33 protein-coding genes are annotated in these 23,718 nt (G+C 58.6%); 15 read left to right on the top strand and 18 right to left on the bottom strand.

What is annotated here, in order from left to right; translation table 11 throughout:
- Positions 1–59: 59 nt before the first annotated feature.
- Positions 60–227 (bottom strand): hypothetical protein, encoded by a 168-nt coding sequence (locus ACR0KS_RS18670; protein WP_170567823.1) that lies wholly within the window; start codon positions 225–227, stop codon positions 60–62.
- Positions 227–1,582: a homogentisate 1,2-dioxygenase gene (gene hmgA, locus ACR0KS_RS18665; protein ID WP_170567821.1), complete on the bottom strand. Its 1,356-nt coding sequence runs from the start codon at positions 1,580–1,582 to the stop codon at positions 227–229. The genes ACR0KS_RS18670 and hmgA overlap by 1 nt, the downstream gene beginning before the upstream one ends.
- Before the next feature lie 57 nt (positions 1,583–1,639).
- Here hmgA and ACR0KS_RS18660 point away from each other — a divergent pair, with 57 nt between their 5' ends.
- Together ACR0KS_RS18660 and ACR0KS_RS18655 are read left to right on the top strand one after the other, a co-directional pair.
- Positions 1,640–2,092: a MarR family winged helix-turn-helix transcriptional regulator gene (locus tag ACR0KS_RS18660; RefSeq protein WP_170567820.1), complete on the top strand. Its 453-nt coding sequence runs from the start codon at positions 1,640–1,642 to the stop codon at positions 2,090–2,092.
- 61 nt (positions 2,093–2,153) lie between these two features.
- Complete coding sequence (locus ACR0KS_RS18655) at positions 2,154–3,383, top strand: adenylate/guanylate cyclase domain-containing protein (RefSeq protein WP_170567818.1); 1,230 nt, start codon at positions 2,154–2,156, stop codon at positions 3,381–3,383.
- On the opposite strand, the gene ACR0KS_RS18650 is transcribed toward ACR0KS_RS18655, so the two are convergent.
- Positions 3,380–4,189, bottom strand: a complete 810-nt coding sequence (locus ACR0KS_RS18650) for a division plane positioning ATPase MipZ (RefSeq protein ID WP_170388145.1) — start codon at positions 4,187–4,189, stop codon at positions 3,380–3,382. The genes ACR0KS_RS18655 and ACR0KS_RS18650 overlap by 4 nt on opposite strands.
- A gap of 211 nt (positions 4,190–4,400) precedes the next feature.
- On the opposite strand from ACR0KS_RS18650, the gene ACR0KS_RS18645 reads away from it, so the two are divergent.
- The 3 genes from ACR0KS_RS18645 to ACR0KS_RS18635 all read left to right on the top strand — a co-directional run bounded on the left by ACR0KS_RS18645 (position 4,401) and on the right by ACR0KS_RS18635 (position 7,482).
- Positions 4,401–5,288, top strand: a complete 888-nt coding sequence (locus ACR0KS_RS18645) for an AEC family transporter (RefSeq protein WP_170567816.1) — start codon at positions 4,401–4,403, stop codon at positions 5,286–5,288.
- A gap of 77 nt (positions 5,289–5,365) precedes the next feature.
- Positions 5,366–6,946, top strand: a complete 1,581-nt coding sequence (locus tag ACR0KS_RS18640; protein ID WP_170567814.1) for an MFS transporter — start codon at positions 5,366–5,368, stop codon at positions 6,944–6,946.
- A 107-nt stretch (positions 6,947–7,053) separates the two neighbouring features.
- Complete coding sequence (locus ACR0KS_RS18635) at positions 7,054–7,482, top strand: CBS domain-containing protein (RefSeq protein ID WP_170567813.1); 429 nt, start codon at positions 7,054–7,056, stop codon at positions 7,480–7,482.
- Positions 7,483–8,227: 745 nt separating this feature from the next.
- On the opposite strand, the gene rpmE is transcribed toward ACR0KS_RS18635, so the two are convergent.
- Together rpmE and rplS are read right to left on the bottom strand one after the other, a co-directional pair.
- Positions 8,228–8,449, bottom strand: a complete 222-nt coding sequence (gene rpmE, locus ACR0KS_RS18630) for a 50S ribosomal protein L31 (RefSeq protein ID WP_170388151.1) — start codon at positions 8,447–8,449, stop codon at positions 8,228–8,230.
- An 11-nt stretch (positions 8,450–8,460) separates the two neighbouring features.
- Positions 8,461–8,844, bottom strand: a complete 384-nt coding sequence (gene rplS, locus ACR0KS_RS18625; RefSeq protein WP_039541573.1) for a 50S ribosomal protein L19 — start codon at positions 8,842–8,844, stop codon at positions 8,461–8,463.
- A 381-nt stretch (positions 8,845–9,225) separates the two neighbouring features.
- On the opposite strand from rplS, the gene ACR0KS_RS18620 reads away from it, so the two are divergent.
- Positions 9,226–10,023 (top strand): glycoside hydrolase family 25 protein, encoded by a 798-nt coding sequence (locus ACR0KS_RS18620; protein ID WP_170567811.1) that lies wholly within the window; start codon positions 9,226–9,228, stop codon positions 10,021–10,023.
- On the opposite strand, the gene trmD is transcribed toward ACR0KS_RS18620, so the two are convergent.
- The 10 genes from trmD to ACR0KS_RS18570 all read right to left on the bottom strand — a co-directional run bounded on the left by trmD (position 10,020) and on the right by ACR0KS_RS18570 (position 16,249).
- Positions 10,020–10,817, bottom strand: a complete 798-nt coding sequence (gene trmD, locus ACR0KS_RS18615) for a tRNA (guanosine(37)-N1)-methyltransferase TrmD (RefSeq protein WP_170554697.1) — start codon at positions 10,815–10,817, stop codon at positions 10,020–10,022. The genes ACR0KS_RS18620 and trmD overlap by 4 nt on opposite strands.
- A complete protein-coding gene (locus ACR0KS_RS18610) occupies positions 10,814–11,629 on the bottom strand; it encodes a hypothetical protein (RefSeq protein ID WP_170567809.1) in 816 nt (271 codons plus the stop codon). The genes trmD and ACR0KS_RS18610 overlap by 4 nt, the downstream gene beginning before the upstream one ends.
- Positions 11,629–12,132: a ribosome maturation factor RimM gene (gene rimM, locus ACR0KS_RS18605; protein ID WP_170567807.1), complete on the bottom strand. Its 504-nt coding sequence runs from the start codon at positions 12,130–12,132 to the stop codon at positions 11,629–11,631. Before rimM ends, ACR0KS_RS18610 begins: the two co-directional genes overlap by 1 nt.
- Complete coding sequence (locus ACR0KS_RS18600) at positions 12,125–12,271, bottom strand: hypothetical protein (RefSeq protein WP_170418159.1); 147 nt, start codon at positions 12,269–12,271, stop codon at positions 12,125–12,127. The genes rimM and ACR0KS_RS18600 overlap by 8 nt, the downstream gene beginning before the upstream one ends.
- A gap of 4 nt (positions 12,272–12,275) precedes the next feature.
- Positions 12,276–12,911, bottom strand: coding sequence for a 5,6-dimethylbenzimidazole synthase (bluB, locus tag ACR0KS_RS18595; RefSeq protein WP_170567806.1), 636 nt, complete (start codon positions 12,909–12,911; stop codon positions 12,276–12,278).
- Between the two features lie 12 nt (positions 12,912–12,923).
- Positions 12,924–13,313, bottom strand: a complete 390-nt coding sequence (rpsP, locus tag ACR0KS_RS18590; RefSeq protein ID WP_170388164.1) for a 30S ribosomal protein S16 — start codon at positions 13,311–13,313, stop codon at positions 12,924–12,926.
- Positions 13,314–13,409: 96 nt separating this feature from the next.
- On the bottom strand, positions 13,410–13,706 hold the full coding sequence (locus tag ACR0KS_RS18585) for a chorismate mutase (protein ID WP_170388166.1): 297 nt from the start codon (positions 13,704–13,706) through the stop codon (positions 13,410–13,412).
- Complete coding sequence (locus ACR0KS_RS18580; RefSeq protein WP_170567804.1) at positions 13,703–14,257, bottom strand: GNAT family N-acetyltransferase; 555 nt, start codon at positions 14,255–14,257, stop codon at positions 13,703–13,705. The genes ACR0KS_RS18585 and ACR0KS_RS18580 overlap by 4 nt, the downstream gene beginning before the upstream one ends.
- Positions 14,254–15,759, bottom strand: coding sequence for a signal recognition particle protein (ffh, locus tag ACR0KS_RS18575; RefSeq protein WP_170418150.1), 1,506 nt, complete (start codon positions 15,757–15,759; stop codon positions 14,254–14,256). Before ffh ends, ACR0KS_RS18580 begins: the two co-directional genes overlap by 4 nt.
- A 313-nt stretch (positions 15,760–16,072) precedes the next feature.
- Positions 16,073–16,249 (bottom strand): hypothetical protein, encoded by a 177-nt coding sequence (locus tag ACR0KS_RS18570; RefSeq protein WP_480693296.1) that lies wholly within the window; start codon positions 16,247–16,249, stop codon positions 16,073–16,075.
- On the opposite strand from ACR0KS_RS18570, the gene ACR0KS_RS18565 reads away from it, so the two are divergent.
- The gene (locus ACR0KS_RS18565; RefSeq protein ID WP_170567802.1) at positions 16,249–16,779 is read left to right on the top strand and encodes a prolyl-tRNA synthetase associated domain-containing protein; all 531 of its coding nucleotides are present in this window, start codon (positions 16,249–16,251) and stop codon (positions 16,777–16,779) included. The genes ACR0KS_RS18570 and ACR0KS_RS18565 overlap by 1 nt on opposite strands.
- Here ACR0KS_RS18565 and ACR0KS_RS18560 read toward each other — a convergent pair whose 3' ends face one another.
- Positions 16,780–17,520, bottom strand: a complete 741-nt coding sequence (locus ACR0KS_RS18560) for an aspartate/glutamate racemase family protein (protein ID WP_170567800.1) — start codon at positions 17,518–17,520, stop codon at positions 16,780–16,782.
- Positions 17,521–17,593: 73 nt separating this feature from the next.
- The gene (locus ACR0KS_RS18555) at positions 17,594–18,175 is read right to left on the bottom strand and encodes an NAD(P)H-dependent oxidoreductase (RefSeq protein WP_170567798.1); all 582 of its coding nucleotides are present in this window, start codon (positions 18,173–18,175) and stop codon (positions 17,594–17,596) included.
- A gap of 121 nt (positions 18,176–18,296) precedes the next feature.
- Between ACR0KS_RS18555 and ACR0KS_RS18550 the strand changes: the two genes are divergently transcribed.
- From ACR0KS_RS18550 to ACR0KS_RS18540, 3 genes are read left to right on the top strand one after another with little or no spacing between them, the layout of a single operon-like run.
- The gene (locus ACR0KS_RS18550) at positions 18,297–19,175 is read left to right on the top strand and encodes a LysR family transcriptional regulator (RefSeq protein ID WP_170567796.1); all 879 of its coding nucleotides are present in this window, start codon (positions 18,297–18,299) and stop codon (positions 19,173–19,175) included.
- Positions 19,172–20,092, top strand: coding sequence for a DMT family transporter (locus tag ACR0KS_RS18545; RefSeq protein ID WP_170567794.1), 921 nt, complete (start codon positions 19,172–19,174; stop codon positions 20,090–20,092). The genes ACR0KS_RS18550 and ACR0KS_RS18545 overlap by 4 nt, the downstream gene beginning before the upstream one ends.
- A gap of 43 nt (positions 20,093–20,135) precedes the next feature.
- On the top strand, positions 20,136–20,549 hold the full coding sequence (locus ACR0KS_RS18540) for a universal stress protein (protein ID WP_170388183.1): 414 nt from the start codon (positions 20,136–20,138) through the stop codon (positions 20,547–20,549).
- A 5-nt stretch (positions 20,550–20,554) separates the two neighbouring features.
- On the opposite strand, the gene ACR0KS_RS18535 is transcribed toward ACR0KS_RS18540, so the two are convergent.
- On the bottom strand, positions 20,555–20,887 hold the full coding sequence (locus ACR0KS_RS18535) for a metalloregulator ArsR/SmtB family transcription factor (RefSeq protein ID WP_170567792.1): 333 nt from the start codon (positions 20,885–20,887) through the stop codon (positions 20,555–20,557).
- Positions 20,888–21,118: 231 nt separating this feature from the next.
- Between ACR0KS_RS18535 and ACR0KS_RS18530 the strand changes: the two genes are divergently transcribed.
- The 5 genes from ACR0KS_RS18530 (at position 21,119) to ACR0KS_RS18510 (ending at position 23,689) form a co-directional block, all read left to right on the top strand.
- Positions 21,119–21,451, top strand: a complete 333-nt coding sequence (locus tag ACR0KS_RS18530; RefSeq protein ID WP_170418140.1) for an AtpZ/AtpI family protein — start codon at positions 21,119–21,121, stop codon at positions 21,449–21,451.
- 2 nt (positions 21,452–21,453) lie between these two features.
- Positions 21,454–22,212, top strand: coding sequence for a F0F1 ATP synthase subunit A (locus ACR0KS_RS18525; RefSeq protein ID WP_170567790.1), 759 nt, complete (start codon positions 21,454–21,456; stop codon positions 22,210–22,212).
- 48 nt (positions 22,213–22,260) lie between these two features.
- Positions 22,261–22,485 (top strand): F0F1 ATP synthase subunit C, encoded by a 225-nt coding sequence (locus ACR0KS_RS18520; RefSeq protein WP_005981269.1) that lies wholly within the window; start codon positions 22,261–22,263, stop codon positions 22,483–22,485.
- Between the two features lie 86 nt (positions 22,486–22,571).
- The gene (locus tag ACR0KS_RS18515; RefSeq protein WP_170388190.1) at positions 22,572–23,123 is read left to right on the top strand and encodes a F0F1 ATP synthase subunit B'; all 552 of its coding nucleotides are present in this window, start codon (positions 22,572–22,574) and stop codon (positions 23,121–23,123) included.
- A 5-nt stretch (positions 23,124–23,128) separates the two neighbouring features.
- Complete coding sequence (locus tag ACR0KS_RS18510) at positions 23,129–23,689, top strand: F0F1 ATP synthase subunit B (protein ID WP_170567788.1); 561 nt, start codon at positions 23,129–23,131, stop codon at positions 23,687–23,689.
- Positions 23,690–23,718 lie beyond the last annotated feature (29 nt).

Here is a 23,718-nt window from a genome sequence, read left to right as displayed (position 1 = left end):
GCGTCTTTGAGAACGTGGTGTTGGGAATGGGGGTACAACATGTTCCTGTTTTCTATCTTTCAATCGCCGCTGGGATCGGTCCCGCCGGAAGAACCCGCTTGGCGATGGCCGGGCATTGGGTTGTGCCTGTAGTGGTCGCGCTTTCCGTTCCAGCGTCCGCGCAATGCCCAAATCGACAACCCGAAGATGCCTGAGAACACGGCTATGACTATGTATCCACCATCCATCACTTTTTCCCCGGCGTACCGTCGAACTTTTTCTCAAGAGAGGTCCAGCAGTCAATGTAGTCATCCTGCAACGGGGCTTCATTTGCTGCGAATGGGGTCAGATGCTGAGGGAACCGGGTTTCAAACATAAAGGACATGGTGTTGTCCAGCTTGTCCGGCCCAAGGTTGGAATTCGACGCCTTGTCGAACGCTTCGCGGTCTGGTCCGTGAGGCAGCATCATGTTGTGCAGACTCATGCCGCCGGGAACAAAGCCCTGCGGTTTGGCGTCGTACTGGCCGTAGATGTTGCCCATCAGCTCGGACATGATGTTCTTGTGGTACCACGGCGGGCGGAACGTATCCTCGGCCACCATCCAGCGCTCGCGGAACAGGACAAAGTCGATATTGGCCGTGCCGGGCTGACCTGATGGGGCCGTCAGCACGGTAAAGATCGAGGGATCGGGGTGGTCGAACAGGATCGCTCCGACCGGACAATACGTGCGCAGGTCGTATTTGTAAGGCGCGTAGTTGCCATGCCATGCCACCACGTCCAGCGGGCTTTGACCGATCTGCGTTGTATGGAACTGTCCGCACCATTTGACGGTGACTGTCGAGGGAACTTCACGGTCCTCAAACGCTGCGACGGGGGCCTTGAAGTCGCGCGGATTGGCCATGCAGTTGGCGCCGATCGGACCGCGACCGGGCAGTTCAAACTTTTGCCCGTAGTTTTCGCAGACAAACCCACGCGCGGGACCTTCCAGCACCTCAACCCGGTACAGCAAGCCACGCGGGATGATGGCGATCTCTTTCGGCGCTAGGTCAATGATCCCCAATTCGGTCGCAAAGCGCAGGCGGCCTTCCTGCGGCACCACCAGAAGCTCGGAATCGGCTGAGAAAAAGTAGTCATCCACCATGGATTTGGTGACCAGATAGATATGGCTGGCCATACCCACCTGCGTGTTCACGTCGCCAGCCGTGGTCATGGTGCGCATCCCGGTTAGCCACGTCAGCCCTTCGTCTGAATGGGCAACCGCATCCCAGCGGTACTGGCCCAGACTGATCACATCAGGATCGACGTAAGGTGCGGATTTCCAATAGGGCAGGTCGATCTTTTCGTAGCGATGCGAATGTTTCACCGAAGGCCGGATGCGATAGCACCACGTCCGTTCGGGTGGATTGGCTGTAAAGGCGGTGCCGCTGAGTTGCTCGCCATACAGCCCGTAATTACAGCGCTGCGGACTGTTCATCCCTTGGGGCAAAGCGCCGGGCAGAGCCTCGGTCTCAAAGTCATTGCCAAAGCCGGGCATGTAGCCTTCGTGCGTCCCCACCGGGCTGCTGGCTTGTGTCAGGCTGTGCGGATCCGTCGGACGATTCATCCAGTGTTCCTCCATTTGCTGCTTGTCCGATAATAGTTGATTTTGTAACTAACAAGCATGACGAACACGGATTCCGACAAAAAAGATGAATTTGATCTGCGGGTTTTCCTGCCCTACCTGCTGAACCGGGCGGCCGAGGAAAGCTCGTTAGAGTTTCAGCGGGCCTACAAGGATCGGTACGGAATGTTGCGCACCGAATGGCGCGTTCTGTTTCACTTGGGCAACTACGGCGAGATGACCGCGAAAGAGATCGGAACGCGGGCGCGGATTCACAAGACCAAGATCAGCCGCGCAGTCAGCAAACTAGAGCAGCGCAGATATCTTGCGCGCACTCGGAGCCAATCAGATCGCCGGGCCGAGCAGCTGACGCTAACGGCTACCGGGCAGACGGTTTACCGCGAACTGTGCGAAATCGCGCAGAGATACGACACCAAGTTGGCGGGGATGTTCCAAGAGGATGAGGTTGCCCTGCTGCGCAAAATGCTTGGACGGCTGGCGCATATGGATTGACCACTGGTAATTTACGCTAGGTGACCCCAGATGACACCCTGAGTGGACGCAGGATTTTGACATGACAGCCCCGGACCCCAACGCGGCGAAAACGAACGATCTTATTAATTGGCTGGTATCGCGTGGCCTTGCTGGTGCCGAAAAAGAAGAACTTCTGGACGGGTACTGCACACGGCTTATTGATATGGGCGTGCCCTTGATGCGGTTTCACGCGGCGCAATCTGCGCTGCACCCGGTTTACGGCGGTACGGGGTATAGCTGGTACCAGGGGCGTGGCGGGGATTATCAGAAGTTCGAGTATTCGGAAGATGTCAGCGAGGATTGGCAGAAAAGCCCGCTTTTTGCCATTCTCAACGATGATGTCGAAGTTGTGCACGAACGCATGGTGGATCAGAACGAACCCAGCCGATTTCCCCTGATCAATGAGCTCAGAGAGAATGGGGCGACCGAGTATTATGCGCGGGGTGTGACGTTCGACGTCCCGACCCACAACGCGCCGCGGGACGCCAAGAAAGCCGTGGATGGTGTGTTGCTGTCCTGGACGTCGAATGCTCCGGACGGGTTTCGTGACGGCGATCTTGAGCTGATCAACACTGCGTTGCCCCATCTGGGTTTGGCGCTGAAATCGGCGTCTAACGCACGGGTCTCCGAGGATTTGATGCGTGTCTATCTGGGCCGCGAAGCCGGTCGCCGTGTTCTTTCGGGCGAAATTCGGCGCGGCTCTCTGCAGCAGATTGATGCCGTGATCTGGAACTTTGATCTGGAGGGGTTCACCAGCCTGTCCGAAGAGTTGCCGGGCAGCGAAATCATCGACATGCTGAATGACTACCTAGCAGTGGCCGTCGGGGTGGTGCATGACAATGACGGAAACATCCTGAAATTTATGGGCGACGGGCTGATGGCCATGTTCGACGTGGGCGAGATTGACGAAGACGCGCGCGCGGCTTTGAAAGCAGTGCCTGTGCTGCAAGAGCGGATCAGGCTGCTAAACGATGAGCGCAGCGCCGCTGGCCTTCCGGTCGCCAATTTCACGCTGGCCCTGCATGCAGGTGAGATTTTATACGGCAATATCGGGTCGGAAAGTCGGCTTGATTTCACCGTGATCGGACCGGCTGTGAACCAGACGGCAAGGATTGCGGGAATGCACCGGTCACTGGGGCAGCGTATTCTGATTTCAGACGATGTGGCGCAGGCGGCCATGCCGTGCAGTCAGGATCTGATCTCGGTCGGGCGTTACATGCTGCGTGGCGTGCCGGAACCGAAAGAGCTGTTTACCGTGTATAACGGTTAAAAGTCGATCTCGACGCCCGGCAGGTTCAGCTCCTTCATCATGTCGCGCAGTTCCTGACGCGCGGCGATGTTCGAGATATTGAGCTGCTTGACCCCGATATCCTTGAGGTCCAGCAGGGTCAGCCCGCGCGGGAACAACTCGCGGAAGATCACGCGTTCGGAAAAGCCCGAGGCGACGCGGAACCCGATGCGTTGCGACAGCATCTCGATCGCGCGCTGCATCTTTTCCTTGTTGACCATGCGCTGCGTACCCACACGATTGCGCACAACAACCCAGTCGATCGGTTTCAGACCGGCCTGCGCGCGCAACTGTCGGGCATTCCAGACCATCTCGGAATAAACCGACGGGCCGAGGATTTTTTCGCCCTTTGAATCAATCCGGGCCAGCAGGTCAAAGTCGATGAAACTGTCGTTCAGCGGGGTGATTAGTGTATCGGCCAGAGAATGCGCCACCTGGCTGAGGCGCGTATGCGAGCCCGGGCAGTCAATCAGGATGAAATCGCTGTCGCTTTCCAACTCGGCAACTGCGGCAGACAGACGATGGTCATAGATATTCTCGCCCGGTTTCAACTTGGTCGCGTCGATCTCGGGCAGGTCGTGGTGGCGCGGTGTCGGCAGGGTCAGGTCTGAGTTTTTCAGGAAATTGGCGCGATTTTCAAAATAGCGTCCAAGGCTGCGTTGCCGAAGATCAAGGTCCAGCGTGCTGACCTTATGCCCCAGCCGTGCCAGCGCTGTGGCGACGTGCATTGAAACGGTAGACTTGCCTGCGCCGCCCTTCTCGTTCCCCACTACGATGATATGTGCCATACCTGTATTCCCACGTCCCGCCGTGTTTGACCACACGTTGTTGAAAAACACTATATGTTGTGGAAGCTGGGAAGGGAAGAACCCGAAACACAGTCGGTGCTCAATAAAATTCGCTGTTGCGGAAATCTCAGGGTCGGGTTTGGCCTCGCGCTTGCCAAACTCAACCACCTGTTTCACTGTCCGAATTACGAAATTGGATCAGGGGCTTGCGGTGGACCATCTGTTTCTAAACGTGCTGAACGTGGTCCTGCCTGTGCTGATCTGCGCCGGGATCGGGTATAGTCTGGCGTTGTTCAAAGCTCCGTTTGACAACAAGGTCATCGGAGGGATCGTGTCTCGGGTCGGGTATCCGACGCTAATCATCTCGCACCTTTCAACGACAAAGATCGCGGTGGGGACATTCCTGGACGTGATGGCTGCGGCGGCGCTGGCGATTGCAGGCTTTGGCGTGCTGGGGTTTGTGGCTCTTAGGGCCATGCGCTTGCCGGTCCGTGCGTTCCTGACGCCTTTGATGCACGGCAATGTCGGCAATATCGGCCTGCCGATCACGCTTTTGGCGCTGGGCGATGCCGGGATGGCGTACACGATGGGCTTTGTGGTGGTCGTCCTGATCAGCATCTTCACCGTGGGCATGTGGATTCCGGCTGGTGAGTTTTCACCGAAAAAGCTGGCCGCGTCCCCGATCATCTACGCGGTAATCGTTTCACTGGTGCTGATGGCAACGGGGTACAGTCTGCCGCAACCTGTGGCCAAGTCGTTTGACATTCTCGGCGGTCTTTCCATCCCGCTGATGCTTTTGACTCTGGGCCACACACTGGCGAGCCTTCAGGTACAACGCCTTGGCCGCGCCGTGATCCTGACTGTGCTGCACCTGATTATGGCGATTGCGATTGCGACCGCGCTGGTCTGGGCATTCGGCTTTACCGGGGCTGAACGCGGTGCGGTTATCCTGTGCTGTTTGATGCCGTCGTCGGTGGCAACTTACCTGTTCATTGATCAACACATGCCGGAATACGGCCCGGACGTGGCTGGGTTCATTCTGGTGTCAACGCTGACAACGATCGCTGTTTTGCCGCTTGCCCTGTCCTATTGGATCTGAGGTTATGCGATGGGCCAAAACCTGCTAAGGTGTTGATGTGGCGTCCCAAAGGCGCCGGTGGGTTTGAGGGCGGAGCGATGTCACAGACGAATTCACATCCGGATGGGGCGCGGGTCGTTCTGGCTATGACCGCGATCTGCATGATGGTCGTTGGGTTCAACACAACGGCAGTTGCGACCATCCTGCCCAACCTCAAGGCCGAATTCGATCTTACGCCGTCGGGCCTGCAATGGGTCATGGCGACGTACACCGTCGCCAGCGCCACCTTGGTGACTATCGTCAGTCGGTTGGGGGACATCACGGGCAAGATGGGGGTGTTCTTCTTTGGCATGATCGTCTTTGCCATAGGGTCTTCCCTTGTCCTTTTCGCACAAGATGGCGCGATGCTCTTGATTGGGCGCGGCGCGCAAGGGGCGGGTGCTGCGGCATTGTTTGGCACGTCTCTGTCGCTGTTGACTGCGGCAACGCCAGAGGAACAACGCGCCAGCGTGACAGGCGCCTGGGGCGCGATCGTCGGGCTGGCGATTGGCGTTGGCCCCATAGTCGGCGGTGCATTTGCCCACTACGTCAGTTGGCGCGCGGTGTTCGCAACCGATCTGATCCTTTTGGTGATCGCCTTTGTTATTGGCCTGAAAGTGAGCAAGCAGAAATACGTCCCGGATACGCGTCTGGCCGGGGCACGGTTCGATTACCTCGGGGCCATGGCAATCCTGCTGTTTCTCGGGCCGCTGTCTTTTGCGCTCAGTAGCGGGGAAAGCAACGGTTGGACAACGTCCATGACATTGGTGCCGCTGGGCGTCGCAGCCCTTGCAACTGTCGGTATCGTTCTCGCCGCGCGGCGCAGCGATGATCCGTTGATCGAGCTGAGGTATTTTCGTCATCCACGCTATTTCATGGCCGCCGCGGGGATGTTTTTCACCGGCTTCACGTTGTTTGGGTTCTTTGTCTATTTCAACACTTTCGTGCAGTCGCCAGACGCCTTTGGGTATTCCCCCGTTGGCGCGGGGCTGGCGATCATGCCGCTCAGCCTCAGTATGTTCGTTATTTCGGTCACGGCGCCGCGGTTTCTGGCGCCCTACAGTTTCCGGTGGCCGGTCGTGATCGGACTAGGTGCGATGGCCTGCGGGTTCCTGCTGTTGATGGCAACAACGAACACGACGCAATACGGCGAGATTTGGTGGAAACTGATGATGGTCGGGGTCGGGTTGGGTATTTGTTTTTCGCTGCTACCACGCCTTGGCTTGCGGCTGCTTCCAGAGGCGCATGTGGGGCAGGGGTCTGGTGTGATCAACGCCTGCCTCTATTTTGGCGCGACTTTGGGCGCGGTTGTGTGCGGTTTGGCCGAGGCGATCACCATCCGACGAGGCTTGTCCGAAGTGATCGACGCGCTGCCCAGCGGTTCAACCCAGCGCGAGGATCTCGCCCACGCGCTTGCACACGGAACCCCGAGCCAGATCCAGCAGTTGATCTCGGCGATGAAGCCTCAGAGCGGAACCGCACTGGCAAAGGCTCTGCGGGACTTGCAGGACAACGCTTTTGACAGTGCCATGATGATCACCGCGATTGCAGCGCTGATCGGCATGGCGCTTGCTCTGGTTCTTTTGCGTGGTCCGATCCCGCCAGTTCACAGTGCTGCGGAGCTGACAAAACAGCGCTGATCCAAATTCTGTTGCGCCCGGCCTGAAATGGGCATTTTGTGAATGATTTAACCTCGGATTTCGCAAATCTGTGCTATTCTGTGGCAGTTTTATTTAGGAGTTACATCATGGTTATTCAGTCTGTTGCGCAAATTGTCGAACACCGCGAAATCCCCCAAACATCGCCTGACGAGACCGTTCGCAAAGCGTGTCATGTTCTGGATCGCCTGAATGTGGGTGCGCTTGTGGTTTTGGAGGAAGATACCCTTGTAGGTATCCTGAGCGAGCGCGACGTCATCCGAAAGTGCATCTGCCAAAGCAAGCGTACGTCCGACACGATGGTGCGAGAGATCATGACGCCCAATCCCCAAGTTGCGTCCGTAAACAGCGGTCCAGCGGATGCGCTTAGGATCATGGTTGATGGCGGGTTCCGACATCTTCCAGTTCTTAGCCGAGGGAAGGTCGTCGGATTGCTTTCAATACGTGACGTGCCGACCGAGTATCGCTTGATGTTGGAACGTTACAAAGAACACGTCGCGCCGCCTGCCCACGCCTAGCGCAAAGGGCGAAACAAAAAAGGCCGCCCAAAGGCAAGCCACTATAGGTAAATGTTGACGAGCTATCGACCAGCAGTTAACCTGCTGGTCGTTTTCGTTTAGAAATAAGAGCTTGTGACGTGCCGGACCCCAAGAAAGATTCGCAAAAATCTGCGAACAAAATGAGAACTCGGCTTCCTCGCCTGCCTGGCGGCTTCTCAGTCAATTTTTGCCGCAATCCACTTTGCGACCTTTACGGCGTATTACCTGACCCACGAGATGGGCGCGGCCGACCAGCTAACCCTCGTTCGAACTTGGCGCGGGGCAAGGTCTCCGGGTCTGGAGGTGAGCGCACCTATATTTGCCCAAGTTGCGGACGGTCTGTCGCTCCAGATTGTCCCCTATGATCGGTTTCAATAGGCTAAGAGATGATTTGTTGTAACGCTTGCAGTGAAAAGATCGTTTACGTTGTCTTTGAACAATTGAATGTGGTTCTGCTCTCTTTGGAAGCAGGCCATTGCTGCTGAATACGGCAGAATTCGACGATCCCCCTAAGCGAAGGCTATGGTAGTATACACCAGTGTCGATCTTGGGTTCAATCAGGTCATGTGCTGGATCAAATCCAGAGGCCGCCAATTACTGCCGATGGTCGACCGCCTCAATCTATGAAAAATAAGAAGGAGGCTGACGTCTCAGCCTCCTTCAACATTTACCTATAGAGCCTTGGCCCAAAGGGGCGGCCTTTTGTTTGGGAACCGGGTCCGGCTTAGAAGCCCAGACCTTCGTATTTCTTTTTGAACTTCGACACACGGCCGCCCGCGTCCATCAGGCGCGCGCCGCCACCGGTCCATGCAGGGTGCACGGAGGGGTCGATTTCCAGGGCCAGCTGGTCGCCCTCGGCGCCCCAGGTGGATTTCATCTGAACCACGGTGCCATCGGTCAGTTTGACGTCGATGATGTGGTAGTCGGGATGGATGTCTTTTTTCATCTTTCCGCTCCTTACGCCTCGGCGCCAGCCTTGGGCTTGTAGTTGGTGACCTCTGCGATACGCGCGGATTTACCGCGACGGGTGCGCAGATAGTACAGTTTGGCGCGACGGACGCGGCCACGGCGGACAACGGTGATGCTGTCGATGTTGGTCGAATGCAGCGGGAAAACACGCTCCACGCCTTCGCCGAACGAAATTTTGCGGACGGTGAACGAGCCGGCAATGCCGCTGCCACCTTTGCGCGCGATGCAGACGCCTTCGTAGTTCTGCACACGGGTACGCGACCCTTCGGTCACTTTAAAGCCGACACGGATGGTGTCACCGGCTTTGAAATCGGGGATGTCTTTCCCCAGGGCGGCAATCTGTTCCGCCTCAAGCTGTGCGATCAGGTCCATCGCATTCACTCCTATCTGCTCGTGGTTGGTCCACGAAGTTTGGGCACGGGCTGAGAGCTCTTGGTCTTCACCGGGTCCTGCGTACAGCCCGCCAGAGGTCAGATCGAATGTTCCTTTGGTGCGGTTTGTTCCGCCGCGCCGTAGCTGAAGAAAGCCGGGCGTCACGACATGGACCAAACCAAAACACCGGAGTCGCGCAAGTGCGGCACCGGATTGCGGTCGTTTAAGGGCTTTGATCGCAGGGATCAAGCCCAAATCGTCATATTTTACAGGGCCGGGTGGTGAGTTTTCGCCGCCGAAAAACAACACCGTTGCCTTACGGGGGCGATCAGGCATTCTGGAAGGCAATTATACGAGCAGAAATTTATACAGGAACAGAACATGCGCACAGCTCTGATGCTGGCTTTAATCGCCTTTGCGACCCTGTCCTGCGGTCGCAACAGCCCTCCACCGCAACAGGTCGAGGCCAAAGCCTTTCTGGACACGACTTCACCATCCGTGGTCTTCCCATCCTTTGGCGATGCCGACCCCCATGACTGGGAGGGGCGGCATCCCGGTCAATACCCGGTGCACGGGCTGGACGTGTCGCGTTGGCAGGGACCCATCGACTGGCGTCGGGCCAAAGCATCGGGCGTCAGTTTCGTTTTCATCAAGGCCACCGAAGGCGGGGATGTCGCAGACCCGATGTTCAATGCGCATAGCGTGGGCGCGCGCGCGGCGGGGGTGCCGTGGGGCGCGTATCATTACTATTATTTCTGTCGGCCCGCGCATGAGCAGGCGCGCTGGTTTATCAAGAACGTGCCCCGAGGATCAGACCTGCCGCATGTGCTGGACATGGAGTGGACGCCACATTCCAAGACCTGCACTCTGCGTCCCGATGGCGCAACCGTTCGGGCCGAGGCGCAGCGCTTTCTTGATATTCTGGAACGTCACTATGGGCGCCGTCCGATCGTCTATACGACCGTGGATTTCTATGGCGATACAGAGATCGGTCGCCTGCCCAAGACCGAGTTCTGGTTGCGGTCTGTCGCGGGACATCCGCGCAATGTTTACCCCAAGGCCGTCTGGCGGTTTTGGCAATACACCGGAACCGGGCTGGTTCCCGGCGTGGATGGGCCGGTGGACATCAATACGTTCAACGGCCCGCCTGATATCTGGACACGGTGGAAAGCAGGTTAGTCCCGCGACTTTCGATAGGCATCCCACAGGTCGGGCCGACGGTCGCGTGTGATTTGTTCTGACATCTCGTGCCGCCATTCAGCGATGCGACCGTGATGACCGGACATCAGGATATCGGGGATCGGACGTCCCTTCCATTCGGCGGGGCGGGTATATTGCGGGTGTTCCAACAGCCCGGAAGAAAAGCTCTCCTCCTCGGCCGAGGCTTGGTTGCCCAACACGCCCGGGATCAGGCGAACCGTTGCGTCGATCAGCGCCTGAGCAGCAATTTCACCACCCGTCATGACAAAATCGCCCAACGAGACCTCCTGAACGCCGTAATGCTCAAGCACACGCTCGTCCACGCCCTCAAACCGACCGCAGAGCAGGGTCATGCCGTCACAACGCGCAAGGTTCTGCATCATGCGCTGGTCCATCCGGCGTCCGCGTGGGCTGAGATAGATCAGGGGCCAGTTCCCATGCACACCTGCCATCGTATGTTCAATCGCTTCGCCCAAGACATCAGCGCGCAGAACCATTCCCGCACCGCCTCCGGCTGGGGTGTCGTCCACATTTCGGTGCTTGCCGACGCCGAACTGACGCAGGTCGACCGTCTCTAGTTGCCACAATCCTTCCTGCAACGCCTTGCCAGTCAGGCTTTCGCCCAGCACGCCGGGAAAGGCCGATGGGAACAGCGTGATGATCTTTGCTTTCCAAACGCCGTGCAGGTCCGGTGTCGGGGTCAACAGTTCACGCGGTTTCAGGGTCGGTCGGATCGCCTTGCGCCCGTGGGACTTTGAGGGTTTGTCAGTCATGTCGTGCCAATCAGAGCCTTTTGCGCGCGTTCGACGATGGCCTTCTTTTGCTCGACCAGAGCCGCCTCGTCCAGATGTGAACGGTTCAGGTCCAGCAATTCCGCCAGAACGTCCTCTGGCAGTCGCGGGTTTGAATTGGCGGGCGGGACGAGAAGATTGGCCTTGTTCCGTGGCAGATTCAAAAAATCCGCAAACGGTGTGCCGGGGCCGAAACGCCGCAACTGCAACTCTTCCAACCACTCGGACAAAACCGTCACGGACGGTAATTTTTCTTTGATCCGGTCCACTGTGTCCTGCAACGGCGGGAGGTGGTCCATGTCTTCGCGATAGGTGTCAAAGTCCTGAACCTGCCGCATCCGCTGCAAGTCATGCGCCCACAGGCTGCGCAGCCAGCTTCCACGTTGGCGGAGGGACAGGTAGATCGTGATCTCGACTGGCTGCCCTGCAAACCTGTGGTGGATAGAGTCGACCAGACACGCTGCAAGATCCGGGGCGGCGGCGTAGCCTTGCTCGAGGTTGCGGCTGGGCCGCAAACCAGCGAAGTTTTCCTCGCTGACGAGAAGCCCGCGCTTGTCTCCAAAATCCAGCGTTTCCAGAAAGTCGCGCACTTGGCCGCCGAATTCCGACAGAGTGCCGACCGTGCCGTAGACCGAGTGATTGGTGGCCGCGCGCGACAGGCCGGATTTGCGGGTGCGGTAAGGTAGAACCAGTGCGAAATGCGGCCAGATCAGCTCGCGGTTTTCAAAAAGAAAAGACTGCGCTGCGGTTGTGCCCGTTTTGTGTAGCCCAAGATGCAGCAGGACACGGCGCATCAGATCAGGCCATCCGGAGGATCGGCGACGATGCGGCCCTTTTCCAGATCGACGGTCGGAACAGCCGCAAGCGTGAATGGCAGCAATACAGTGGCTTTCAAGCCCGGCCCGTGCAATTCCAGCAGGTCCGTCGCGCCGTGGTTCTGCACCGATTTGACCCGGCCCAGCAACGTGCCGCCAGTGTCATAGACGTCCAGCCCGATCAGATCGGTGTGATAGAATTCGTCGTCGGGCAGAGACGGCAACTGATCACGCCGAGCAAAAAGGCGCAAACCTTTCAACTCGTCAGCCTGTTCCTTGGTTTCCACGCCACCCAGCCGCGCGGCAAAGCCGTTCTTGATCGAGCGGGTCAGGACCAGAGGATAACGCTCGTTCCCGTCTTCGTCTGTTAGCGGCGAATAGGCTTCGATGTCTTCCGGAATCGCGCAATAGCTCTTGAGCCGCACTTCACCGCGCACGCCATACGATCCTGCAATGCTGCCAACGCAGATCAGATCACTCATTTGGCCCATCCGTCACACATAGCCCGTCCTGCCATTGTCCAATCTCGGCGCAAACTTCGCGCTGGTTGGAGCGTTCAAAAAACACGCCCACAATAAAGGCGATCATCATCAGAATGGGAAGTCGTAACAGACCGAACATCGCCTTACCGAACCTCAACAGGCAAAGTGTCGTCGCGGCATTCCCAGCCAACTTGTTCCAGTTCTGGGGTGTCCGACGGTGCCTCGGGCCAGCCTACGCAGAAATAGCCGATCAGCCGCCAGTCGTCGGGCACGTTCAGATCGCGCGCCATTTGGTCGGGGTCCAGGATCGAAACCCAGCCCAGTCCCAACCCCTCGGTCCGCAGGGTCAGCCAGAACAGGGTGATGGCCGAGACCACGGAATAGCGCCGCATTTCGGGCATGGTGCCTGCGCCCAGACCCTGCCCTTTGTCGGTAGCGTCGTCGCAGAACACAGCCAGTTGCACCGGTGCTTCGCGCATGCCTGACAGTTTCAGACGACTGTAAAGCTGCGCCTTCTCGCCGGAATAGCCTTCCAGCGCCTGTGCATTGGCGGTTTGAAAATTTCGCAGCGCCGCGTCGCGCGCGGCCTGACTTTCGACGCGGATCACGCGCCAGGGTTCGCTCAGCCCCACTGAAGGGGCCAGTCGAAACGCGTCGAGGCAGCGCGTCAGCACTGCCTCGTCAATCGCGTCGGCGCGGAACCGACGCACATCGCGCCGGAGCCGCAACAACAGGTCAAACTGCGTGCGAAAATCGTCGGTGAAGGTCTGATCCCGCACGCGCCTGCCTGCTTATTCTTCTGCAGCCGCTTCTTCAGCCGGTGCAGCAGCAGCTTCTGCCGCTTCAGCAGCCTTGGCCGCTTTTTCTTCGGCGCGCTCTTGGGCTTTCTTGCCCGGAGTACCCTTGTTGGGGTTGTTGCGCTCGGCCTTTTCGCGGGTGCCGGCAGCTTCCAGCATACGTGCGATCCGGTCGGTGGGCTGCGCGCCCTGATCCAGCCAGTACTGGATGCGCTCCATGTTCATTTTCACGCGCTCTTCGCTGTCTTTGGGCAGCAGCGGGTTGTAGGTTCCCAGTTTCTCGATGAAACGGCCGTCGCGGGGCATACGGCTGTCGGCCGCTACGATGCGATAGAAGGGACGCTTTTTTGAGCCGCCGCGGGCGAGACGAATTTTCATTGCCATGGTGGTATCTCCTTTGAATGGCATCACGCCAGAGGCGTGTATTTGTAAAGACCGGGGTCTTGTCCGGCTATTCTTGGTATTCGTGGAAACGGGCGTTTATTCCTGATGTTTCCGGTGGTGTCGGATGACTTCCTGAATGATGAAATTCAGGAAAGCCTTGGCGAAGTCAGGGTCCAGATCGGCCTGTTTCGCCAGGTCTTCTAACCGTGCGATCTGCGCGGCCTCGCGCGTGGGATCGGACGGGGGAAGGTCGTGTTCGGCCTTGAGCTTGCCAACAGCCTGCGTGTGCTTGAACCGCTCGCCCAGCGTATAGACAAGGATCGCGTCCAGCCGGTCGATGCTTTCGCGGTGTTCTTTCAACAGCGCGGCGGCCTGTGTCACGGGGTTGGTCATGCGTAAGCCTCCATGCCGCCATTTACCAGATCGGCGGGGGCAGGGTGCCGCCAGATCTCGGATGTGCCGAATTTCGGGTGTTCATAGTGATAGTCGAACGCAGCCCCCAGCCGTTTGGCCACGGCCTTGCTTGCGTGGTTGTCCGGGTCGATCAGCGAAATCGCCGTATCCCAACCCAACACATCATAGGCATGGGTGCGTGCGGCCATTGCGGCCTCGGTCGCATAGCCTTTGCCGGTGGCGCCGGTCATCAGAGTCCAGCCAATCTCGGGCTCGGGCCAGCCATCGGGAAACCACAAACCGACGCGGCCTACGTATCCGCCGGTATCCTTTTCCTCAACGCCCCAGAAGCCAAAACCGCGGATTGCCCAATGACCCAGCAGCATCGCGATCGACCGCCATGTCTCATCCCGCCGCAGCGGGCCGCCGACAAATCGAGACGCATCACTGGCAAAGAAAACAGCGTCCGCGTCCAGATCAGCCTCGGACGGCGCGCGCAGGATCAGGCGCTCGGTCTCAAGCCGGGGGATATGTTGCTCGATCAGGTTCACTTCTTCTTGCCAAATCCGCTCAGGCCCGGAGGCAGGGCCATTCCGCCGCCCATTCCGGGCATTCCACCGGGCATCTTGCCCATCGCCTTGGCCGCCTGTTCCAGCGCTTTTGGGTCCATACCCGCAGCCATTTCCTCGGGCGAAGGGCCGCCTTTGCCGAACATGCCTTTCATGGCCTGTTTCAGCATCTTGCCTTTGCCCATCTTGCCCATCTTCTTCATCATGTCCGACATCTGCCGGTGCATCTTGAGCAGCTTGTTGAGGTCGCTGACCTCCATCCCCGAACCGGCGGCGATGCGTTTCTTGCGGCTGGCCTGCAATAGCTGCGGATTGGCGCGTTCGCGTTTGGTCATGGACTGGATCATGGCGATCTGGCGCTTGAGCACCTTGTCGTCCATGCCTGCTTCTTCGACCTGCTTGGCCATCTTGCCCATGCCCGGCATCATGCCCATCATGCCCTGCATGCCGCCCATCTGGATCATCTGCTCAAGCTGCATCTTCAGGTCGTTCATGTTGAACTGACCCTTGACCATGCGCTTCATCATGCGCTCGGTCTGTTCCATCTCCATCGTTTCCTGGGCCTTTTCGACCAGAGCAACGATGTCGCCCATGCCCAGAATACGACCGGCGATCCGGTCCGGCTCGAAGGTTTCGAGCGCGTCCATCTTCTCGCCCAGACCGACAAAGCGGATCGGCTTACCGGTGACCGCGCGCATCGACAGCGCCGCACCGCCGCGCCCGTCACCGTCCATCCGGGTCAGGACCACGCCCGAGATGCCGACCTTGGCGTCGAACTCCTCGGCCACTTCAACGGCGACTTGACCGGTGAGGCCATCGACCACCAGCAGGGTCTCGCGCGGGTCGACCGCGTTGCGGACCTGCTCGACCTCGTCCATCAGGACTTCGTCGATGTGCAGACGGCCTGCGGTATCCAGCATATAGACGTCATAGCCGCCCAGCGTCGCCTGTTGCTTGGCGCGTTTGGCGATGTCGACGGGCTTCTGGCCCGGAACGATCGGCAGGGTATCGACGCCGACCTGCGTGCCCAGAACGGCCAACTGATCCATCGCCGCCGGGCGATAGACGTCGAGCGAGGCCATGAGGACCTTCTTGCCCTCTTTCTCTTTTAGACGTTTGGCCAGCTTACCGGTTGTGGTCGTCTTACCCGAGCCTTGCAGGCCGACCATCAGGATCGGCGCAGGTGGGTTGTCGATCTTCAGCTTGCCGGGGTCTTCCTCGCCGCGCAGGGTATCGACCAGCGCGTCGTGTACGATCTTGACGACCTGCTGGCCGGGGGTGATCGATTTGGTCACAGCCTGACCGGTCGCCTGTTCCTGCACTTTCTTGACGAACTCGCGCGCGACTGGCAGCGAGACGTCGGCCTCAAGCAGCGCAACCCGCACTTCGCGCAGGGCGGTCTTGACGTCTTCCTCGGACAGCGCACCCTGTTTCGTCAGCCGGTCGAAGACGCCGGAAAGGCGTTCGGATAGATTTTCAAACATGCCTTCGGCCTCCTTAGCCGGTTATCTCGTGGCCCTTCCTAAGTAGGAAACGCCGGTTAAATACACAATTGCCCCCACGGGCGAAACTCGCTGGTGGGGGGCGATCCCTGAACGACTCAAGGGACCGGAAGATCAAGAGGCTTCCGGATGTTTGGAGGGGGCTTTAGGCCGATTGATTGTCAGAGTCAACCGTGCGTGCCGGAAGCCAGTCATGGATAGTATCAACCAACCGATGCGATCTGGTACCGCTGACAATGAGGTGACGTCCAGCGCTTATGCCTTTGTTGGGGGGCAAGAGGCCGCCCACGACAAATCAGATAATGAAGAAGACCAGAATAGAGCCAATCAGCCACGGCCTGTTGGACAGGATCAGTTGGTTCGGTGCGTTGCGCGTCACTTTCATGGCTGGCCGCTCACGCATTTCCGCGCTGTCGTGGCTTGAAACTGCCGCCACGGTGCGCGATGAGCTTAGAAAATCAGGAGAGAACAATGGACGCCTCATCCGCCTTTCAGGATACATTGCCGCTCAGCTCTGACGCGCTGTTGGCCAAATTGGATGAGTGGGGGCTGGCCTACACGCTGCACACGCATGTCCCTCTGCGCACGGTAGAGGAGTCAAAGGCGGTAGAAGATCAGTTCATGGTCCCCGGTGAGAATGCGCTGCGGCTCAAGAACCTCTATCTGCGCGACAAGAAAAAACGGAACTATCTGGTGACGCTGGAACAGAGCCGCGAGATCGACCTCAAGGCGCTGGGCGCAGAGCTGGGCGTCGGGAACCTTTCGTTCGGCTCGGCGGATCGGCTGATGCAGAATCTTGGTATTCGGCCCGGTGCGGTCAGCCCGCTGGCGATGATAAACGGTGTGGAAAACAACGTCCGGTTCTTTATGGACGCAGCGGGGCAGACGGCCGACGTGATCTATATGCACCCGCTCGTCAATGATCGCACCGTTGCAATGAAACGCACGGACCTGATGGCGTTTTTCGACCGTATTGGCTGCGACGTGACTTGGCTGCCGTGATCAACCTTCAAGCGCCTCTTTCAACGCTGCGGCGACATGCGCTGCCGAGGGGTTGACGAAAAGATGTCCGTCCGCCTCGAACACGGCGTCGTCCAGATTGCCGGGGAAGGCCAGTGGCAGTTCGGTGCAGGCCAGTAGGATCGCGGTGCCCGGCTTGGCATGCTTGTTGCAAAAAGCCACCAGCCGGGCGCGCGCCGTTTCTGATGCGCCACCGTAGAAATCCGTGTCGATCATGTTTTGCATCTCGGCAATTTCGGCGTCCGGAAGGGGCGCATTGGCGTTGATCTGAGCTTCGGCCAGCCTGTCGGCATAGTTCGGTGCCTGCATCGTAACAGTCGTGCCCAGAACAAGGGCTTGTGTGGCTCCGGTCGCGGCGGTCGCTTGGGCTGCGGCATCGAAAACACTGAGGATGGGCATGGAAACGCCCTGTCGGATCGCGTGCAGGCGCATATGCGGCGTGTTAGAGGCAATGATGCCGAAATTGCAGCCCGCGCTTTCCAGCGTCAGCAAGGCCTTGCGAAAGACTGCGTCGAAGGCGGCCCAGCTTTCCTCATCCCCCGCTACGCCTCTCAGCGACCGGGTCTTGGCCTGAGTGACGGATTCGATTGTCATGGGCGGGATCGGCAGAGGGGACCCGTGACCACGTTCTGCAAAATATTGCCCGGCACCCTGAGCAATGGCCCTGTAATAATCAACGGTCGAGGCCCAGCCCACACCGCCCAAAATTCCTATTTTCTTCATAACGAACGCCCAGCCTGCACAATCCTGTTTCATTGCAGACTGGACGTTCGGATACGCAAAATCCAGAGGTCAATCAGGCGGCCAGCTCGGAAACCGCCTGACGTGCGTTGTTCAGCGCGGCTTCGGCGTCCAGTGCCATCCGATCAGCGGCGACAACATCGACATTGTTTATGCCGATAAAGCCCAGCACGTGTTTGGCGTAGTCTGTGGCAAAGTCGATGTCCGACCCCACGGCTGTTCCGCCCGACGCGATGGCCAGTACTGCACGCTTGCCTTCCAGCAGCCCTTTGGGGCCGTTTTCGGTATAGGAAAAGGTCAGTCCAACCCGGGCCACAAGGTCAATCCATGCCTTGAACGCCGCAGGGACCGAGAAGTTGTAGATCGGCAGGCCGATGACGATCGTGTCCGCCTGCTGCAATTCTGTAACCAGATCGTCGGACAGGGCAAGCTGGTCGCGCTGAACCTCGTCGCGCTGATCGGCTGGCGTGAAGTTCGCGGCAATCCAGTCCTCGGTCAAAAGCGGCAGCGGAGTCGCCAGATCACGGCGAATGATACGACCGGCGTTTAGGTGCTTGACGATCCGGTTCGACAGTTCGCGGGTGGCAGACCCTTCGCGGCGGGCCGAAGCGTCGATATGCAGGATAGTTTTGGTCATTGGGTTCAGTCCTTATTGAGTGCGGTTTTTGGCTCTGGTCCCAATATGAATGTTGCGCAGGCGAACAAAACTCTGATACTCCAACAGTGAGTGTTAAAATTTGCACAATGGAACAGATGCAATGGACAACTGGGATGAAGTGAGAACCGCCTATCAGGTCGCGCGGATGGGCACTGTCAGCGGCGCGGCCGAGGTTCTGGGGGTACATCACGCCACGGTCATTCGGCATATCGACGCAATCGAGGCGCGGTTGGGTGTCAAGCTGTTCCAACGTCATGCGCGCGGTTACACCCCAACCGAGGCCGGAGAAGACCTGCTGCGTGTCGCTCAGGCAACCGAAGATCAGTTCAACCAATTGGTCGGGCGCATGAAGGGGCGCGGGGATGATGTGTCGGGCGAGTTGGTCGTAACGTCCCTGTCTTCTCTGGCGCCATTGGTCGTCCCCGTTCTGAGCGAGTTTCAGCGCCTGCACCCGGAATTGATCGTGCGGTACCTGACCGGGGACAGATTGTTCCGGCTGGAATATGGTGAGGCGCATGTGGCGATCCGTGCAGGTTCAGCCCCTGATCAGCCAGACAATGTTGTGCAGCCCTTCATCACACAGGAAGTCGGGCTTTATGCCAGCGTGGATTACATCGACCGTAACGGTAAACCCTCAAGCGTTGAGGATTTTGCAGAGCATCATTTCGTCAGTACCGATGATGAAAACAGTCGCGCCCCGTTTTCGCGCTGGCTGCGGCAGACAGTTCCGCTGGGACAGATCACGTTCCGCTGCACCAATAACTTTTGCATCCGCGAGGCAGTGCTATCCGGTGCGGGCATCGGTTTCATGGCCCGTTGGGAGGCCGCCCGTGATCCAAATCTGGTCGAGGTCATTGATCCCTTGCCCGAATGGTTTGGAAATTTGTGGTTGGTGACGCATGTCGACCTGCATCGCACGACCAAGGTGCAGGCGTTCCTGACCTATCTGAAAGAACAATCCAGGGATTGGCTGCCGTGAGCGCTCAGGCACGCGGCCATCTGGCCATGCTTGTCTTTTCTGCTTTGGTCGCGGGTAGCTTTTCGCTTGGTGCCATGATCGCCAACCAGATCGCGCCCGAGGCAGTGACGGCCGCACGATTTGCCATTGCTGCGGTTGTGATCGGGGTCGCTGCGCTTTTTACAACCGGTCTGCCGCGCAGCGCCGCACAAGCGCCTTGGCGCTATCTGGTTCTGGGTGGGCTGTTCGCCACATATTTTGTCCTTATGTTCCACGGCCTGAAAACTGCGCCCCCTGTCAGTGCAGCGGCAGTCTTTACCTTGACGCCGGTTTTGTCTGCCTTGGCGGGTTGGGTTTTGCTTCGGCAGGTGACCACACCTCGAATGGCCTTGGCGCTTACCATCGGAGCAGTTGGTGCGCTTTGGGTTATTTTCAGGGCGGATTGGCAGGCGTTCGCGGCCTTCCAGATCGGGACCGGAGAAATCATCTACTTCTGGGGGTGCGTCGCCCACGCGATCTATACGCCCATGGTGCGCAAGCTCAACCGCGGAGAGCCGGCGGTCGTGTTCACCTTTGGGACGTTGTTGGCCGGGTGCCTATTGCTGACGCTTTACGGCTGGGCCGACATTCGCGCAACGGACTGGGCGAACCTGCCAGTAATTGTATGGGTCGGATTGCTGTATGTTTCTATCTTTGCCACAGCCGCCAGCTTTGTGCTGGTTCAGTTCTCGGCATTGCGTCTGCCGTCTGCAAAGGTGATGGCATATACGTATCTTGTACCCAGTTGGGTGATCTTGTGGGAAATTGCGTTGGGGAATGGTGCGCCGGTTGCGTTGATCCTTGTTGGTGTAGTTCTGACCTGCGTCGCGCTTCTCATGTTGTTGCGGCCGGACGATCAACCTGGCCAACGCCCAACCCTTGAGGCAGATCAAAGCTGATACATGCGGATTTTCCTATGCTTCGGCTGAGGAGGATTGCACCATGTACAACCACATTATGTTCCCGGTGGATTTGCATTTGCCGCCCGAGGTTCGCAAGGCCGCCGATGTCGCCGCCGAGATCGCCAAATGGCAAGGTGCCAAAATCACTGTCGTCAGCGTGACCGGAACCCAACCCGGCGACCCGGTTCAAACCGACGCCACAATCACCGAGAACCTGCGCGAATTCGCCGACCATCTGGCCAAAAACAGCGGGACGGAAGTTGGCTTTCGCAATATCCACTCGGTTGACGTCGCGGCCGAGGTGGATGGGGATTTGGCCAAGGCAGCAGACGAGATCGGAGCGGACCTGATCGTGGTCGGCACACATGCGCCCCGGATTATGGACTATATCTTTTCAAGCCATGCCGGGTATCTGGCCAAGCACGCCAGCGTTTCCGTTTTCGTCGTGCGGTGACCGGGTTATTCCTCGGCTGCGGGTAGCTCGACTTCGAGGAACCGTTCAAACGCGTCCAGATTTACTGGCTCGAACTGCCCGAACCCTTGCATCCAGACGGACGCCGCGCGCAGGGCGTCCGGTTCGAGCTTGCACCACTTCACCCGTCCTCGTTTTTCCTGACTGATCAGTCCCGCCTTGGTCAGGATCACCAGATGCTTTGAGATCGCCGCCAAGGACATCTCGAACGGCTCTGCCACGTCGGTCACGGCCATGTCGTCCTCAAGCAGCATGGCGAGGATGGTGCGGCGGGTGCGGTCGGCAAGAGCCGCAAAAACAGTGTCGAGATCGTTGGACATGCTTCCGCTGAACCACAGCGCCCGGGTTTGGTCAACCATTTGGTTGAATATGCGGATTCAGCATGTTTGCGCGCAAGTCGCCAGGCACGGCCGGCGCGCTCGGCTGCTGTTACAACAACATCTACAATAAAAACAGTATCTTAGCGTGCGGCAATTCGGGCATTCAACGCCGTTGACTCTGTGCTCCGTCAGCCTTAGCACCCTACCCAAGACTGTGCGAAGGAAACGCTCGTGACCGATGATGACCAAAAGCAGCGTATGGCGCAGCTTGAGGCCAAGATCGTGGCGGCGAAAAAGGCCAAGGCGCCCAAGCCTCGCGCAGATGCTGACGTGTCCGGAGGCGAGCTTGCCTGGAGGATGGTCATCGAAATGGTATCCGGTCTTGGGATCGGATTTGGCATCGGATACGGGCTGGACAGCCTGCTCGGGACGATCCCGATCTTTCTGGTGCTGTTCACATTGCTGGGCCTTGTCGCGGGCGTGAAGGTTATGCTCCGCAGCGCGAAAGAGGTTCAAGAGAAACAAACGGCGGCGACGGCTGCCGAGAAGGACGAGAGGGACTGAACGTGGCAACTGAGACCACCGCAGCAGAAGGCAGCAGCCTGGTTTTCCATCCGATGGACCAGTTCATCGTTAAGCCGTTGTTCGGCGACGGTGCGATTGCGTGGTACACGCCGACGAACGTGACCCTCTGGCTGTTCCTGGCGATTGCCTCGATCTTTGCCCTGCTGGTTCTCAGCACGTCCAAGCGTGCCATCGTTCCGACGCGGATGCAGTCGGTCGCTGAGCTGGCTTACGGCTTTATCTACAAGATGCTGGAAGACATCTGCGGCAAGGAAGGCGTCAAGTTCTTCCCCTATGTCATGACCCTGTTCATGTTCATCGTGACCGCAAACTTCCTGGGAATGATCCCCACATCTTTCACCACCACATCGCATTTCGCCGTGACCATCCCGCTGGCGCTGGCCGTGTTCCTGACCGTGACCGTTCTGGGTTTCGTCAAGAACGGCACCGCGTTCCTGGGCCTGTTCTGGGTGTCCAGCGCTCCGCTGGCCCTGCGCCCGGTTCTGGCGATCATCGAGCTGATCTCGTACTTCGTGCGCCCGGTCAGCCACTCCATTCGTCTTGCTGGTAACGTCATGGCTGGCCACGCGGTGATCAAGGTGTTCGCAGGCTTTGCCGCGATTGCCGCGATCTCGCCCGTGTCCGTTCTGGCGATCACCGCAATGTATGGCCTTGAGGTCCTTGTGTCCTTTATCCAGGCCTACGTTTTCACCATTCTGACCTGTGTTTATCTGAAAGATGCTCTGCATCCGTCGCACTAAGGTCCGAACACCCAACATCGAAACTTCCAATTCGTAAGGAGATACATCATGGAAGGCGATCTCGCACACATCGGCGCAGGCCTGGCAGCAATCGGTTCCGGCGCAGCCGCAATCGGGGTGGGCAACGTTGCAGGCAACTTCCTGGCCGGCGCCCTGCGCAACCCTTCGGCGGCTGCTTCGCAGACCGCAACCCTGTTCATCGGTATCGCATTCGCAGAAGCCCTGGGGATCTTCGCGTTCCTCGTCTCGCTGCTGCTGATGTTCGCCGTCTAATCTGCGGAACCTGATCCTTACGCGCAGGTGGGCCCAAGCCATAGCGGCCCACCTGTTGTAAAGACAACGTTCCGACGGAGGACATCATGGCGACTGAACCCATTAGCGAAGAAGTAGTTGGCTCGTGCGTCGACTCGCATGGCTCTGCCATCGGGATGCCGCAGCTCTGCTTCGATTGGTTCCCCAACCAGATTTTCTGGCTGGTCATCACGCTGGTCGTCATCTTTCTGGTCCTGTCCCGCGTGGCTCTGCCCCGCATCGCGGCAATTCTGGCAGAGCGTCAGGGGACCATTACAAATGACCTGGCTGCGGCCGAAGATCTGAAGGCCAAGGCGGTCGAGGCCGAAGAGGCCTATAACAAGGCGCTGGCCGATGCCCGTGCCGAAGCGCAGCGTATCGCTGCCGAAGCCCGTGCCGAAATCCAGGCTGGTCTGGATGACGCGATCGCCAAGGCGGATGCGGAAATCGCTGCAAAGGCGGCTGAATCGGAAAAGGCGATTGCCGACATCCGTGCCGGTGCGCTGGAAAGCATTCAAGTGGTTGCCAAGGACACGGCGGCTGAACTGGTCACTGCGCTGGGCGGCGAGGCGGATGCCAAAGCCATCGACGGTGCTGTTGACGCGCAGATGAAAGGATAAGTGACATGCGGAATATTCTTGCCCTTATCCTGACCTTCGGCGCAGCGAGCCCGGCCTTTGCAGCCAAAGGCCCGTTCTTCTCGCTTGGCAACACGGATTTTGTGGTCCTTTTGGGCTTCATCGTGTTCATCGCGGTGCTGTTCTACTTCAAGGTTCCCGGCATGATCGGGGGCGCGCTGGACAACCGTGCCGAGGGCATCAAGTCCGAACTGGACGAAGCCCGTGCCCTGCATGAAGAAGCACGCAGCCTGCTGGCCTCGTATGAGCGCAAGCAGCGTGAAGTGCAGACCCAGGCAGACGCCATCGTAGCGGCTGCGAAGGACGACGCGGCCCTGGCGGCAGAACAAGCCAAGGTCGATCTGGAAAAATCCATCGCACGCCGTCTGGCCGCTGCGCAGGACCAGATCGCATCGGCTGAGGCTTCGGCTGTGAAAGAGGTTCGCGATCGGGCGATCACGGTCGCTGTTTCTGCAGCGAACGCGGTTCTGGCCAAGCAGATGACTGCAACGCAAGCCAACAAGCTGATCGACGCCGCAATCGCGGACGTTGGTGAAAAGCTGCACTAGGCTTGTAGAGAAATCTAAAAAGGAAACCC

Source organism: Ruegeria sp. BC7 (assembly GCF_056539165.1).
The sequence above is the reverse complement of the archived record's forward strand: the minus strand, read 5'-3'. Positions and strand labels throughout refer to the sequence as shown.